This is a genomic window from Brevundimonas balnearis, from assembly GCF_042434805.1.
Classification (GTDB): domain Bacteria; phylum Pseudomonadota; class Alphaproteobacteria; order Caulobacterales; family Caulobacteraceae; genus Brevundimonas; species Brevundimonas balnearis.
The window spans coordinates 428,804-440,993 of the sequence record NZ_JBHLSW010000007.1 but is presented as its reverse complement, the minus strand read 5'-3'; the positions used below and the strand labels follow the sequence as shown (position 1 = coordinate 440,993).

The following is a 12,190-nucleotide window of genomic DNA, read 5'->3' as shown; positions in this document are numbered from 1 at the left end:
GTCGGGCGCGTCCCCCGGTTCCGGCTTGACCGGAGGCCGACCCCCGCGCCACGAGGCCGCATGAACTATCGCCACAGCTTTCACGCCGGGAACTTCGCCGACCTGGTCAAGCACGCGGTGCTGATCAGCCTGACGCGCGCGCTGGCGCCGAAGGGTTCGCTGACGGTCGTCGACACCCACGCGGGGGCCGGCCTCTATGACCTGGACGGGGACGCGAAGCGCTCGCGCGAGGCCGAGGAGGGGGTGCTGAGGCTGATGGGAGCGGACGACCTGCCTGAGCCGCTGGCGCGTCTGAAGGCCGAGGTTCGGGCGCTGAACCCGGACGGGCGGACCCGGTGGTATCCGGGCTCCCCATTGCTGGCCGCGCGGCTGATGGGCGAGGGCCGATACCTGGGGTTCGAGCTGAACCCGCCGGTGGCCGAGGCGCTGAAGGACGCGTTGGCCGACCAGACTGACGCCGAGGCGATCGAGGGCGACGGCTATGAGCGGGCGCCGACCGCGTGCAGGGCGCCCGGCCTGCTGCTGATCGACCCGCCGTTCGAGCGGCCGGACGACTATCTGCGCGCGGCTGAATGCGCGGCCGAGACGCGGCGGCTGCGGCCCGGCGTGGCGGTCGCGATCTGGACGCCGCTGAAGGACCTGGAGACGTTCGACGGCTTCCTGCGCGCGCTGGCGAAGGCCGGGGCGGGGGAGGCTCTGGTGGTCGAGGCGCGCCTGCGGCCGCTGCTCAATCCGATGAAGATGAACGGCTGCGCCATGGTGCTGATCGGCGCGCCGGGCGGGGTCGAGGCCGAGGCGCGGGCGACGGCGGAATGGGTGGTGGCGAACCTGGGCGACGCGGGCGGCAAGCCCAACGTCTGGCGGACCTGACGTACCGAACGGGTTTTGAGACGGTCGGAAACCGCGTCTCTATCGTCTCGAAAGTCTCAAAACCTCCCGGGTCCGCGCTGATCGAGCGACGACGCTACCACGCCCCGGCAGGGGGGAAGGCGTGATGTCGTGCGGAACGGCGGCACGCGGTCCGGCGAATGAACCCGCACCAGGCCTTCCGGTCAGGACGTGGGAGGCGCAGCCGGCGCCGCGCGGGCGATCTCGACGACGATCGGGCTGTGGTCCGATCCCGTGGGGCGGCCCAGACGGCGCGAGACCACCGTGAGCTCGGGCGACACCCAGGCGTGGTCGATGCCGATGCGGGCGAAGGCGGGCGCGCCGGCGGGCCAGGTGCCGGGAAAGCCGCGCGCGGGCGTGAGCCCCATGTCCTTCAGCTGTCGTCCGATGCGGGCGTTGCTGACGCTGTTGAAGTCGCCGGCGGCGACGAAGGGGCCGGGCTGGGCCTCCATGCGGTCATCGAGCGCCATGGCCTGGCTGATCTGTCCCCACTGATACTGAAAGGGCCAGGGCCGGGTCAGGTGGGTGGCGAAGACGGTGATCGGGCCGAGCGCCGTCTCCACGCGCGCGCCCTGCGCGAACAGACCGTCGGCGGGGGCGCGCAAAGGCCGGAGGGGCCGTCGCGAGGCGACGATGTTCTCGCGCCAGCCGATGCGTTCCGGTGCGCGATGGGGATAGCCCGCCAGCACGCGGTCGATCTCGGCCTTCACGGCCGGCCCCACCTCCACCAAGGCCACGACGTCGGCGTCGGCCTCGGCCACCGAGGCGGCGATGCGATCCACGTCGTCGTTCTCGACGTGCAGATTGGCGACGTAGAGCGTGACCCTCGGCGAGTCCGGCTCCGGGACGCCCCGGGCGGGGAAGGCCTGGCCCCAGACCGCGACGGCGAGCAGCAGGACCGACAGCGCCGCCGAGGCCGCGGCCGCGCGGAAGCGAGCGACCAGACCCAGCACGAGCGCCACGATGGCGAGGCTCAGCGCCGGGGCCGCGAACTGGGCCAGGAGGTCGATCCAGCGATGCCCCACGCCGGAGAGCGCCGCGACGCCGACGCCAAGACACGGCAGCACCGCGACCGCCGCCAGCGCGTCGGCCAGACGCCGAATGGAAATCATCGCCCGGTCCCCGACCTGTTGAACGTCCGACGTATGACGGCGTTATGTTGCGGCTGTCAGAAGGGGAGCGCCGCATGGCCCGCCGGTCCGTAACCGATATCGAGAAAATCTGGTCCGGCGTCGAGGGGGTGAAGAAGATGTCCGACCGGGTCGTCGGGATCGGTCCCTTCGGCGTGGGGCTGGACGGCCTGCTGACCTGGGTGCCGGGGCTGGGCCTCGCCTATTCGGTCGGGGCCGGCGCCTATCTGATGATTCAGGGGATCCGCGCGAAGGCTTCCCCAGGAACGTTGGCGCGCATGCTGGCCTATCTGGTGGTCGACAGCGCCACGACCGAGCTCTTCCTGGTGGGCGACGTCGTCGACTTCTTCTTCCCCGGTCACCTGATGGCGGCGAAGGCGCTGCAGAAGGAGATCGAGGCGACACACTGGGTCGAGGGGTCCGAGCGCGACGCGCGGGCGTCCGGCGAGCATGAGCAGCATCTGGCGCGCATCCGGGGTGACCGGAAGCTGAAGCGCGTGGTCTATCTGCACGACTGACGGCTTGACCGTTGGACCCGCCGTCCGCCGAGTGGTCGCGACTGAGCAGGGCCCTTGCATGGCGAGCAGCTTGACCCGGGACGAACTCGCAGACGCGCTGGGCCGTGTCGCCGACGGCGACCGTGCGGCGTTTCGCGTCGTCTATGATGCGACCTCGGCGAAGCTGTTCGGCGTGGTGCTGCGTATCTTGGGCGATCGCCAAACCGCCGAGGATGTGTTGCAGGACGTGTATGTCACCGTGTGGAGCCGCGCCGGAGGGTTCGACGCCGGCCGCGCCAGCCCCATCACCTGGCTGGCCACGATCGCGCGGAACCGGGCGATCGACCGGCTGAGAACGCGGAAGCCCGTGTCGAGGGCCGCGCCCGTCGAGGTGCTGGAGACGGTGGCGGACGAGGCCGAGACCCCGGCCGAGGCCGTCGAGGCGGCGTCGGAGCGGAACCGGCTGAACGGGTGCCTGAACGAACTCGACGCGCGCGCGTCCGACGCCATTCGCACCGCCTTCTTCGACGGCGAGACCTATGAGACGCTGGCCGCGCGCGCGGGCGTGCCGCTGGGAACCATGAAGAGTTGGATCCGGCGCGGGCTGCTGCGCCTGAGGCAGTGTCTGGAACGATGAGCGAGGACCTGGACAGGGACGCCCCGGCCGATCTGGCGGCCGAGCTCTCGCTGAGGCTGCTGAGCCCGGCGGAGGAGGCGGGTGCGCGGGCGCGCGCGGCCTCGGACCCGGCCTTCGCCGCCGAGGTCGAGGCGTGGGACGCGCGGCTGGCGGGCATGATCGACGAGGTGGCGCCGGTCGACGCGCCGCCGGGCGCGTGGGCCGCGATCCTGCGCCGGCTGCCGGCCAACGACGACGGCCGGACCGCCTTCTGGCGGCGCTGGGCGGTCGGGGCCACCGGATTGCTGGCCGCGAGCCTCGTGGCCGTGGCCGTGCTGTCGGCGCAGCTGGCCGGCCGTCCCGCGACGGTCGAGGCGCCCGCGCCCCAGCCGATCCGGGTGGCGACGCTGAGGCTGGAGACGGGCCAGTCCGCCCTGATCCTCGCCTACGACCCGGCGACCGGCGCCCTGTTCGCCTCGCCCACCGAGGCCATGGCCGGCGACGAGCGCGTGCCGCACCTGTGGCTGGTCGGGGCCGACGGGGGCGTGACCCTGGTCGGCGCGGTGGACGGCGAGGCGGTGTCCCGCATGGCCATGCCGACCACCCTGGGGTCCGCGGCCGGGGGCGCCGTGGCGGTGGCGGTCTCCATGGAGGCGCCCGGCCATACGCCCGATCTGCACCGGCCCGACGGCCCCGTCGTGGCCTCCGGAGAACTGGAGCGCCTGTAGCTGCATCCGGGAGACGACCCCGTTCGTATCTGTGTTCGGATCGGGTGCGATGACGTCCCCCGGCGTCAGGTCCTGACAGCCCGCAACCGGTTCGGCGGGGAGGCCGCTCCAGCCCTTCCTTAGGTCTCCCCGCCCTATCCTTTCGTCCGCGCCGATCGTCCGGACTGCCTTCCGGGGCGGAAAATCAACCGCGCGATCAATCCCTTGAAGCCTCGGCAGTCCATCGGGCCTGCCAGCGTCCGCGCGTCCGTCAGCTTCGGGTCTCCAAACGCCGGAGATCGCCATGAGCCTGGACACGAGCGGCCGCCTCAACCTGCCCTATGTGGCGGCCGGGCAGTTGCAGAAGCACGTCACCGTCAACGAGGGTCTGACCCGCCTGGACGTCCTGGTCCAGGCGACGGTCCGGAGCCGAAGCGCGCCGCCGCCGACGGACCCCGAGGAGGGTGACCTCTATCTGGCGAACGAGGGCTGGGCCTTCCCCGCCGGGGCGCTGGTGCGGTTCGATCTGCCCGGCTGGCTTCAGACGCCCGTCCCGGACGGCCTGAGGGTCTGGATCGCCGACGAGGGCCGGATGGTCGTCCGGCACGCGGGCGCCTGGCGCGAGCTCGGGGAGCGACTCGGCGCGCTTCAGGCGCTTGATCGCCTCGGCCTGGGGACGACGGCCGACGCTTCCAACCCCTTCGCCGCCAAGCTGAACAAGGCGCTCTGGACGGCCCGACCGGTCGCGGAGGGCGGCGACGGGTCGCTCCGCTACACGCTGAACAAGGACGGCGCGGGCGACGTCCTGTCGGTGCTGCTGCAGAGCGGCTACGGCGGGCGGGCCGAATTCGGCCTGATCGGGGAGGACGCGTTCAGCCTGAAGGTCAGCCCCGACGGCGCGAGCTGGCGTGAGGCCCTGAGGGTCGATCCGGCGACCGGCCGCATCAGCGCGCCGGCCGGGGCCGGCCGGGTCGAGGCGACGCTGTTCTCCAGCGAGGGCGACTACGCCCCGCCCGCGTGGGCGCGGCTGCTTCTGGTGTCCGCCGTCGGCGGCGGCGGAGGGGGAGGCCCGGGGCTGGCCGGCGCGGGCGGCGGCGGCGGCGGCGCCGGCGGGCTGTCGCGACGCTGGCTGAGCGCCGACGAGATCGACGGCGAGCTCAGCGTTTCCCCGGGCGCGGGCGGGGCGCCGGGCGCGGACGGAGGCGACACGCTGGTCGCCGACGGCGGAGGCGTCATGCTGAGAGCCTTCGGCGGCCGCGCGGGCGCGACCGGGGGCGCGGGCGGTCAGGGCGGGCTCGGCGAAGTCCTGGGCAACGCGGGCGCGTCCGGCGGGTCCGAGGCTGCGCTCATCAACGGCGAGGGGCCCGGCGGCGGCGGAGGCGGCGGCTCGGGCGGCCCCGGCGGCGCGGGCGGCGTCGGCGGCGTGGTCCTGGGCGACGATGCGGGCCCTGCGGGAGTCGGCGGCGGCGCGGGCGGGGTGTCAGCCACTGGGCTGGTGGGCGGCGGCGGGAGCGGCGGCGGTCCGGAAGCGGCCGGCGGACACGGCGGGCCGGGCGCGGGCGGCGGAGGTGGCGGTGCGGGCGCCTCGCCGGGCTCTGGAGGATCGGGCGGCGCCGGCCGCGTCCTGATTCTGGCGATCGGGTGATCCATGGGCCGGACGAGAGATCGGGGCGCGACGCCCGCCTGGGACGAGCCGCCGCTGCTGGATCGGGACGTGGACGACGCGCCCGAGCGGCTGACGGATGAGGATTGGAACGCCGAGGGCGGCCCCGGCTGGGGCTGGACGCCCGCGCGCCGGATGGAGGACGACCCATGGGAGAACTGATCGAGCGAAGCCTGGCGGAGGGGCGCTGGTTGTGGCGGCGGCTGTTCGTGTTCGGGGTGACCTTCGCCCTGTGGACGCTGCTCGCCGACGTCGTAGCGCGGGCCCCGGTGCAGGACCTGCGCGCGCTCGGGCTCAATCTGATGGGCCTGCTGGCGCTGGTGCTCGTGCTCTATCTGGTGGCGCCGACGGCGCAGCAGCTGGTCGAGCTGGCGGCCAACGTCCGGCTCAGGATGCTGGAGCGCGGTCGATGAGCCTGGATGCGCGCAGCCGAGCCCGGCTGAAGGGCGTGCATCCGCGACTGGCCGCGGTGACGGAGCGGGCGGCGGAGATCACGCCGGTCGGCTTCATCGTCACAGAGGGCCTGCGAACGCGGGCGCGCCAGGCCGCCCTGGTGAAGGCGGGCGCAAGCCGCACCCTCAACAGCCGTCACCTGACGGGGCACGCGATCGACGTCGCGGCGGTGGTCGACGGCAAGGTGCGCTGGGACTGGCCCCTCTACCCGCGCATCGCCGACGCCTTCCGGCGGGCGGCCGCCGAGCAGGGGACGGCCCTGATCTGGGGCGGCGACTGGCCTCGCCTGCGCGACGGGCCCCATTTCGAGCTGGACCGAAAGGCCTTTCCGTGACGCGGGCCGGCTTGCGCACCCTGATCGGGCTCGCGCCCTGGGCGCTGGCGCTCGCGGGCGTGCTGGCGCTCGCCGGTGGGCTCGGCGTCCGCTGGGACCCGTTCGGCCTCGCCGCGCGACGGCTGGACCGCGCCGAGGCGCGGGCGATCGCGGCCGAGACCGAGGTCGAACGTCTGAACGCCGCCCTGGAGGCTGACCGCGCGCTGGCGGCCGTGCGGGAGCGGGCGGTCGAGCGGGTGACCGTGGCGCGGGCCTCGGTCGACGATCTGACACGAAGAGCTGAAGGAGCGCCCGATGCGCGCACGCCGTTGGACCCTGATCGCCTGGCTCGCCTGCGCGAGCACGACCGCCGCCTGTGCGGGATCGCCCCGCACCTCGTCGGTTGCGCCGGTGACGCTGAGCCTGCCGCAGGCGGCGGCGACGCCGTGTCGCCTGGCGGTCCTGCCGGCTGACGCGACCCTGGCGGATCTGGAGACGGCCTATGCGCGGCGGGGCGCGGACCTGGTCGCCTGCGACGCCGCCCGGGCGCTGGCGGTGGCGACGCTTGAGGCGGAGCGAAAGGCCAACCGACCCCGCTGAGCCCGGCAGTTTCTGCCGGGGCCCGGCACTTTCTGCCGGGTCAGGGTCGGAATTGCCGGGCGCCCGAGGGCCCCGAAGCGCCCGCAGAACCCCCGTGCCGTCGCGATTTGGCGCATGGCCCGGCGCTTGCTTGGAGGTCTGCCGAGCAAAATGCTCCCGACGGCCAAAATGGCGGTCGGACACCTTGAAAGAAGGACTGTCGTCATGGCGCTGAACAGCGTTAACACGAACTATGGGGCGATGATCGCCCTGCAAAACCTGAACTCGACCAACGCGGAACTCACCACCGTTCAGGGCCGGATCAACACCGGCAAGAAGGTCGCCACCGCCAAGGACAACGGCGCCATCTGGGCCATCGCCCAGGGCCAACGCGCTGAAATCGGCGCGCTGAACGCCGTGAAGGAATCCCTGCAGCGCGGTCAGTCCGCCGTCGATGTCAGCCTCGCGGCCGGCGAATCGATCTCGGACCTGCTCGTCCAGCTGAAGGAAAAGGCCCTGGCGGCCACCGACACCTCGCTGTCCAGCTCGGCCCGTGACGCCCTCAACGAGGACTTCACCGCCATCCGCGACCAGATCACCACCGTGATCGAAAACGCGGAGTTCAACGGCCTGAACCTGCTCGACGGTTCGCTGACCGGCGGCTACGCCGCGCTGGCCAACGTCTCCGGCGGCACCATCGACATCGACGGCGAGGACCTGAGCCTGTCGGGTTCGATCGTGACCCTGGGCGCGGCCGACGACATCGCCACGTCGACCGACGCCACCGCCGCGCTGAGCGCCGTCAACGCCTCGATCGCCAACGTCTCGGCCGCCCTGGCGCGCCTGGGCACCGGCTCGAAGGCGCTCGGCACCCACCTGACGTTCGTCGGCAAGCTGTCGGACGCTCTGGAAGCCGGCGTCGGCAACCTGGTGGACGCCGATCTGGCCAAGGAAAGCGCCCGACTGCAGGCCCTGCAGACCAAGCAGCAGCTTGGCGTGCAGGCGCTGTCGATCGCCAACTCCTCGACCTCGGTCCTGCTGGGTCTGTTCCGTTAATCGGAAGGGGCGGGGCCTTCGGGTTCCGCCCCACCCTTTCGCCCCTTTAGGAGGCGCCGGTCGGATACCCCGGCGTGAAAGGAGATGGGTTCAAACGTCACAGTTCTGCCGATCAACGCATCGGCTTCCGCCGCCGGGTCAGACGACTTCGGCGGTCAAGCATATAGAAACCCGCCGCAGCCGGACGTGCCGGCGCCGACGCGGCTGGTGATCGAGGAGGGGCCGAGCCCCGGCGCCTTCATCTACAAGGCCCTGGATCCGGTGACCGGCGAAGTGATTCGCCAACTGCCTCGCGAGGAGTTGCTCAGGCTCATGGGCGACCATCGCACCCCGGCCGGCTCGGTGATCGACACCCGCGCCTGACCGGCAGGTTTCTGAGCCGTCTCAACCGCTTCGGACCCGTCCGAGGCGGCGATCGTCATGGTTAGCGCGCGTTAACCATACGCTCACGACTTCGCCGATAGCGTCGGCGCAAACCGTCGGGGCCGAACGCCATGTCCACCAACAGCGTCCACACCAACACCTCAGCCGCCATCGCGCTCCAGAACCTGTCGCGCACGAACGAACGGCTCGAGGCCGTTCAGGGCCGGGTCAGCACCGGGCTGAAGGTGCAGGGCGCCAAGGACAACGCCTCCATCTGGGCCATCGCCCAGGGCCAGCGGGCCGACGTCGGCGCCCTGGCGGCGGTGAAGCAGAGCCTGGAGCGGGCCACCTCCCTGGCCGACGTGGCACTGTCGGCCGGCGAGTCGATCTCGGACCTGCTCAACCAGCTGAAGGAAAAGGTGGTCGCGGCCCAGGATACGTCGCTCAGCACCCAGTCGCGGGCTCTCCTCAACGACGACTTCCAGGCGATCCTCCGGGCCATCGCCTCGGCCGTCGAGAACGCGGAGTTCGACGGCGGGAACATCCTCAACGGCTCCCTGACGAACGGCATCGCCTTCCTGGCCAATGCGGACGCCACGTCCTTCATCACCCTGGCGTCAAAGGATCTGACGCTGTCGGGCTCGATCATCAGCCTGTCGACCAATGACACGCTGACGACCTTCAGCGGCGCGGCCCAGGCGCTGACGCGCCTCAACAGCTCGATCACCTCGCTGAACAGCGCTCTGGGCGAACTCGGCGCCCAGGCCAAGCAGATCGCGGCGCACACCACCTTCGTCTCCAAGCTGACCGATACGCTGGAGGCGGGCATCGGCAATCTGGTGGACGCCGACCTGGCCAAGGAAAGCGCGCGGTTGCAGGCGCTGCAGGTCCAGCAGCAGCTGGGCGTGCAGTCGCTGTCCATCGCCAATCAGGCGCCGCAGATCCTGCTGTCGCTGTTCCAGAGCTAAGCTCGGCGCGCTCAGCGGCTCCAGTGCAGGATGCGGATCGGCTGCGGTCGCCGGCGCGCCGGGGCCTCGACCAGTCCGTAGGCGGCGAGGCACCTCAGCAGGGCGTGCTTCAGGGCGTGCAACATCGAAACCTCCGACCCCGGATAACATGGATCGGCCGAGTCGGTTCCGCGCGCCTTAACGTCGTGTTTGCCGCAGACCGCCAGACTGGGCCCGAAAGGTGCCCGCGCGGTGATCAACAACAGCTATCTGCTGGGCCTCTACGGCGTGTCCTCGGACACGACGAGCCTGCTCGGCCAGACGGTGGCGACCCCGCGCCGCGCGGCCCAGCCGACGCCGCCCTGGTCCACCACGGTCACAGCCACGCCCGCCAGCGACCTGGTGCGGGCCGCCCTGGGCGGTCGCCGCCTGATCGACGAGAGCGCCGTCCGTCTGGACCTGAGCGACGGCTCCGACACCTACCGACAGCTTTTCAGCCTCTACCAGGGGCTTGAAACCCTCAGCGCGCTGACCAATCGCTCGCGCGAGACCGGCGTGGCCGCGACCGAACAGGCCCTGCTGCAGAAGCGGTTCGACAGCGGCCTGCAGGAGATCTCGACCTATGTCGCTGGGCTCGATCTGGAGGGCGTCCGTCTGGTTGGGGGCACGGCCGCCGCGACCGCTAAGACCAGCGCGGGGGTGGCGCGGGACCGGCCGACCTTCACCACCGCTCCGGTCCACGAGGGGGCGGTCGAGACCCCGGTCGCGGCCTTTCAGGGCGATGTGGTGTTCGACATCACCGTGGCGCGCACCGCCAGCACGACGCAGACCCTCCGTATCGACCTGTCGGAACTGGGGGGCCAGCCGCGCACGCTCGACGCGGTGACGGGGCTGATCAACGACAAGCTCGAGGCCGCCGGGCTGGAGACCCGCTTCGGGCGCGAGCAGCTGCCGTCGGAGACCCGCACGGTTCAGGTCGGCACGCGCACGGTCACCCTGCCGGACGGGCCGGACCGCTGGGCGCTGAAGATCCAAGGCACGTCGGTGGAGACCGTGTCCTTCGCCCCGGCCACGTCCGCCGACGCGGTCTATGTGGCCCAGGCCGGCGCGAACGGCGCCCAACAGCTTCTGAAGTTCTCCGCCGACGGCGTCGGCGGCTCGTCGCGCATCGGCGAGACCCAGTGGGTCGACGGTCGCCTGTCCCAGACGGCCCTGCCCGAGGGGGTGGCGGCGGTGCGCGCCAGCGCCGTCGGACCGGACGGATCGCTGTGGCTGGTCGCGGACCTGAACGCGGAGGGGCTGACCGGCCAGCCGATCAAGGGCGAGAGCGACGTCGCCCTGTTGAAGTACGACGCCTCGGGTCGGCTGGTGGCCAGCCGCGCCCTGGGGGCCGCGTCGGAGGCGTCCGGCTTCGCCATCGCCGTCGCCGCGGACGGCAAGGTCGCGGTGGCCGGATCGGTCACCGGCGCGCTGGAGCCGGGGCGCACGGTCACGGACGCGGCCGTCAGCGACAGCTTCGTCACGGTCTATGACAGCGCCGGAGTGGAGCTGTGGACCCAGCGGCGCGGCGCGCGGGCTGCGGACGAGGCGACGGCGGTGGCCTTCGCCGACGACGGCGCGGTGCTGGTGTCGGGACGCGCGGCCTCGGCCATGCCCGGCGCCGCCGGCGTCGGCGGCTGGGACGGCTATGTGGAGAGCTTCCGCGCCAGCCAGCTCTATCCCGGCGCGCCCTATACGGTGCGGGTCGAGGCCACGCGCCAGTTCGGCACCACCGGCGAGGACGGGGTCGCGGCCATGACGGTGGTCGGGTCGGACCTCTACACCGCCGGCGTCGAGAGCGGTCGGGCGGTGATCCGGCGCTTCACCCTGAACGCGCAGGGTCGGCCGACGCTGCAGTCGACGCGGGATCTCGGCGTGCTCAGCGGCGAGATCGCGACCATCGCCGTGGACGGCGGCCGCGTCATCGTCTCGGGCGCGAGCCGCAACGCGGCGCTGCAGGCGGGCTCCGTGGTCAACGCCCACGCGGGCGGAACCGACGCCTTCGTGGCCAGCCTGTCGACCGATCTCGCCGCCTCGGCCAGCGATTGGGTCAGCTACTACGGCGGGGCGGGCGAGGACACCGCCGCCGACGTCAAGGTCAGCGGCGGCAAGGTCTATGTGACCGGCGTCTCCAACCGACCGTTCGACGCCGAGGACGAGGATCCGACCCGGGGCTATCTGGCGCGCATGGACGCCGCGAGCGGCGCGGTCGACTGGGCCCGGACCTGGTCGGGCGACGGCGATCAGGCCTCGCCCGCGACCCTGGCGGTGGCCTCGGGCGGGGCGAGCGTGCTGGACCGTCTGGGCCTGCCGAACGGGGTGGTGGCCCAGAGCGATTCCCGGCTGCTGACGGCGGCGACGAGCCTTAGGGTCGGAGACCGGTTCACGGTGTCGCTCGGCGACGGCGGCCGGGCGCGCACGGTCACGGTCGACGGCCGCGACACGCTGCAATCCCTGGCGCGCAAGATCGAACAGGCTTCGCAGCGCCGGCTGATCGTCACGGTGGCGACCGGCACGGACGGCGTCCAGAGGCTGAATATCCGCCCACGCGACCCGGAGCAGGGCGCCGTGCTCAACTCCGGCGAGGCCGGGAGGGACGCCCTGGCGGGGCTGGGACTGTCGCCCGGCTACATCGGCGCGACCTCAGGCGACGACGTCACCCAGACCTTCGGCCTTAACCTCGGCTCGGGCCTCAGCCTCAAGGATGAGGAGGCCCGCCGGGCGGCCGGCGAGGCGATCCTGAAGGCGATGAGCCAGGTCCGCGCAGCCTATCGCGCGCTGGCGCCGCAATCGGAGACGCAGCGCATCACCGGCCAGGCGCCGGCCTATCTGACGGCGCAGCTGGCCAACTATCAGGCGGCGCTGAGCCGGCTGACCGGCGGCGGCTGATCGCCGCCCGCCTTATCGGTTGACGCCCGACCGCCCGCCGGGGTTATTGG

At 72.3% G+C, this 12,190-nt stretch carries 15 protein-coding genes; 14 read left to right on the top strand and 1 reads right to left on the bottom strand.

All coding sequences use genetic code 11. From position 1 onward, the window contains the following. Positions 1 to 60 precede the first annotated feature (60 nt). A complete protein-coding gene (gene rlmJ / locus ACFFGE_RS12005) occupies positions 61 to 870 on the top strand; it encodes a 23S rRNA (adenine(2030)-N(6))-methyltransferase RlmJ (protein ID WP_376836640.1) in 810 nt (269 codons plus the stop codon). A 182-nt stretch (positions 871 to 1,052) separates the two neighbouring features. On the opposite strand, the gene ACFFGE_RS12000 is transcribed toward rlmJ, so the two are convergent. After that, positions 1,053 to 2,000: an endonuclease/exonuclease/phosphatase family protein gene (locus tag ACFFGE_RS12000; RefSeq protein WP_376836639.1), complete on the bottom strand. Its 948-nt coding sequence runs from the start codon at positions 1,998 to 2,000 to the stop codon at positions 1,053 to 1,055. 74 nt (positions 2,001 to 2,074) lie between these two features. Between ACFFGE_RS12000 and ACFFGE_RS11995 the strand changes: the two genes are divergently transcribed. The 13 genes from ACFFGE_RS11995 to ACFFGE_RS11935 all read left to right on the top strand — a co-directional run bounded on the left by ACFFGE_RS11995 (position 2,075) and on the right by ACFFGE_RS11935 (position 12,140). Beyond that, on the top strand, positions 2,075 to 2,536 hold the full coding sequence (locus ACFFGE_RS11995; RefSeq protein ID WP_376836637.1) for a DUF4112 domain-containing protein: 462 nt from the start codon (positions 2,075 to 2,077) through the stop codon (positions 2,534 to 2,536). A 58-nt stretch (positions 2,537 to 2,594) separates the two neighbouring features. After that, complete coding sequence (locus tag ACFFGE_RS11990; RefSeq protein ID WP_376836636.1) at positions 2,595 to 3,152, top strand: sigma-70 family RNA polymerase sigma factor; 558 nt, start codon at positions 2,595 to 2,597, stop codon at positions 3,150 to 3,152. Further along, entirely contained in the window at positions 3,149 to 3,859 is a 711-nt protein-coding gene (locus ACFFGE_RS11985; RefSeq protein ID WP_376836635.1) for an anti-sigma factor domain-containing protein, read from the top strand. The genes ACFFGE_RS11990 and ACFFGE_RS11985 overlap by 4 nt, the downstream gene beginning before the upstream one ends. A gap of 283 nt (positions 3,860 to 4,142) precedes the next feature. Then, positions 4,143 to 5,483: a DUF2793 domain-containing protein gene (locus tag ACFFGE_RS11980; RefSeq protein ID WP_376836634.1), complete on the top strand. Its 1,341-nt coding sequence runs from the start codon at positions 4,143 to 4,145 to the stop codon at positions 5,481 to 5,483. A gap of 3 nt (positions 5,484 to 5,486) precedes the next feature. Beyond that, positions 5,487 to 5,663, top strand: a complete 177-nt coding sequence (locus ACFFGE_RS11975) for a hypothetical protein (protein ID WP_376836633.1) — start codon at positions 5,487 to 5,489, stop codon at positions 5,661 to 5,663. Continuing rightward, positions 5,651 to 5,914, top strand: a complete 264-nt coding sequence (locus tag ACFFGE_RS11970) for a hypothetical protein (RefSeq protein WP_376836632.1) — start codon at positions 5,651 to 5,653, stop codon at positions 5,912 to 5,914. The genes ACFFGE_RS11975 and ACFFGE_RS11970 overlap by 13 nt, the downstream gene beginning before the upstream one ends. Then, positions 5,911 to 6,288 carry a M15 family metallopeptidase gene (locus ACFFGE_RS11965; protein ID WP_376836631.1) on the top strand — a complete coding sequence of 126 codons (378 nt, stop codon included), beginning with the start codon at positions 5,911 to 5,913 and terminating at the stop codon, positions 6,286 to 6,288. The genes ACFFGE_RS11970 and ACFFGE_RS11965 overlap by 4 nt, the downstream gene beginning before the upstream one ends. Then, positions 6,285 to 6,740: a hypothetical protein gene (locus tag ACFFGE_RS11960; protein ID WP_376836630.1), complete on the top strand. Its 456-nt coding sequence runs from the start codon at positions 6,285 to 6,287 to the stop codon at positions 6,738 to 6,740. Before ACFFGE_RS11965 ends, ACFFGE_RS11960 begins: the two co-directional genes overlap by 4 nt. Continuing rightward, a complete protein-coding gene (locus tag ACFFGE_RS11955) occupies positions 6,679 to 6,867 on the top strand; it encodes a hypothetical protein (protein WP_376836629.1) in 189 nt (62 codons plus the stop codon). Before ACFFGE_RS11960 ends, ACFFGE_RS11955 begins: the two co-directional genes overlap by 62 nt. Positions 6,868 to 7,071: 204 nt before the next feature. After that, positions 7,072 to 7,902: a flagellin gene (locus tag ACFFGE_RS11950; RefSeq protein ID WP_376836628.1), complete on the top strand. Its 831-nt coding sequence runs from the start codon at positions 7,072 to 7,074 to the stop codon at positions 7,900 to 7,902. An 84-nt stretch (positions 7,903 to 7,986) separates the two neighbouring features. Further along, the gene (locus ACFFGE_RS11945; RefSeq protein ID WP_376836627.1) at positions 7,987 to 8,265 is read left to right on the top strand and encodes a flagellar protein FlaG; all 279 of its coding nucleotides are present in this window, start codon (positions 7,987 to 7,989) and stop codon (positions 8,263 to 8,265) included. Between the two features lie 131 nt (positions 8,266 to 8,396). Then, complete coding sequence (locus tag ACFFGE_RS11940; RefSeq protein ID WP_376836626.1) at positions 8,397 to 9,233, top strand: flagellin; 837 nt, start codon at positions 8,397 to 8,399, stop codon at positions 9,231 to 9,233. Positions 9,234 to 9,464: 231 nt separating this feature from the next. Continuing rightward, a complete protein-coding gene (locus ACFFGE_RS11935; protein WP_376836625.1) occupies positions 9,465 to 12,140 on the top strand; it encodes a transcriptional regulator in 2,676 nt (891 codons plus the stop codon). Positions 12,141 to 12,190 lie beyond the last annotated feature (50 nt).

Coding starts and splice junctions, on each gene's coding strand:
- rlmJ (WP_376836640.1), top strand. CDS start 61: ATGAACTATCGCCACAGCTTTCACGCCGGGAACTTCGCCGACCTGGTC.
- ACFFGE_RS12000 (WP_376836639.1), bottom strand. CDS start 2,000: ATGATTTCCATTCGGCGTCTGGCCGACGCGCTGGCGGCGGTCGCGGTG.
- ACFFGE_RS11995 (WP_376836637.1), top strand. CDS start 2,075: ATGGCCCGCCGGTCCGTAACCGATATCGAGAAAATCTGGTCCGGCGTC.
- ACFFGE_RS11990 (WP_376836636.1), top strand. CDS start 2,595: ATGGCGAGCAGCTTGACCCGGGACGAACTCGCAGACGCGCTGGGCCGT.
- ACFFGE_RS11985 (WP_376836635.1), top strand. CDS start 3,149: ATGAGCGAGGACCTGGACAGGGACGCCCCGGCCGATCTGGCGGCCGAG.
- ACFFGE_RS11980 (WP_376836634.1), top strand. CDS start 4,143: ATGAGCCTGGACACGAGCGGCCGCCTCAACCTGCCCTATGTGGCGGCC.
- ACFFGE_RS11975 (WP_376836633.1), top strand. CDS start 5,487: ATGGGCCGGACGAGAGATCGGGGCGCGACGCCCGCCTGGGACGAGCCG.
- ACFFGE_RS11970 (WP_376836632.1), top strand. CDS start 5,651: ATGGGAGAACTGATCGAGCGAAGCCTGGCGGAGGGGCGCTGGTTGTGG.
- ACFFGE_RS11965 (WP_376836631.1), top strand. CDS start 5,911: ATGAGCCTGGATGCGCGCAGCCGAGCCCGGCTGAAGGGCGTGCATCCG.
- ACFFGE_RS11950 (WP_376836628.1), top strand. CDS start 7,072: ATGGCGCTGAACAGCGTTAACACGAACTATGGGGCGATGATCGCCCTG.
- ACFFGE_RS11945 (WP_376836627.1), top strand. CDS start 7,987: ATGGGTTCAAACGTCACAGTTCTGCCGATCAACGCATCGGCTTCCGCC.
- ACFFGE_RS11940 (WP_376836626.1), top strand. CDS start 8,397: ATGTCCACCAACAGCGTCCACACCAACACCTCAGCCGCCATCGCGCTC.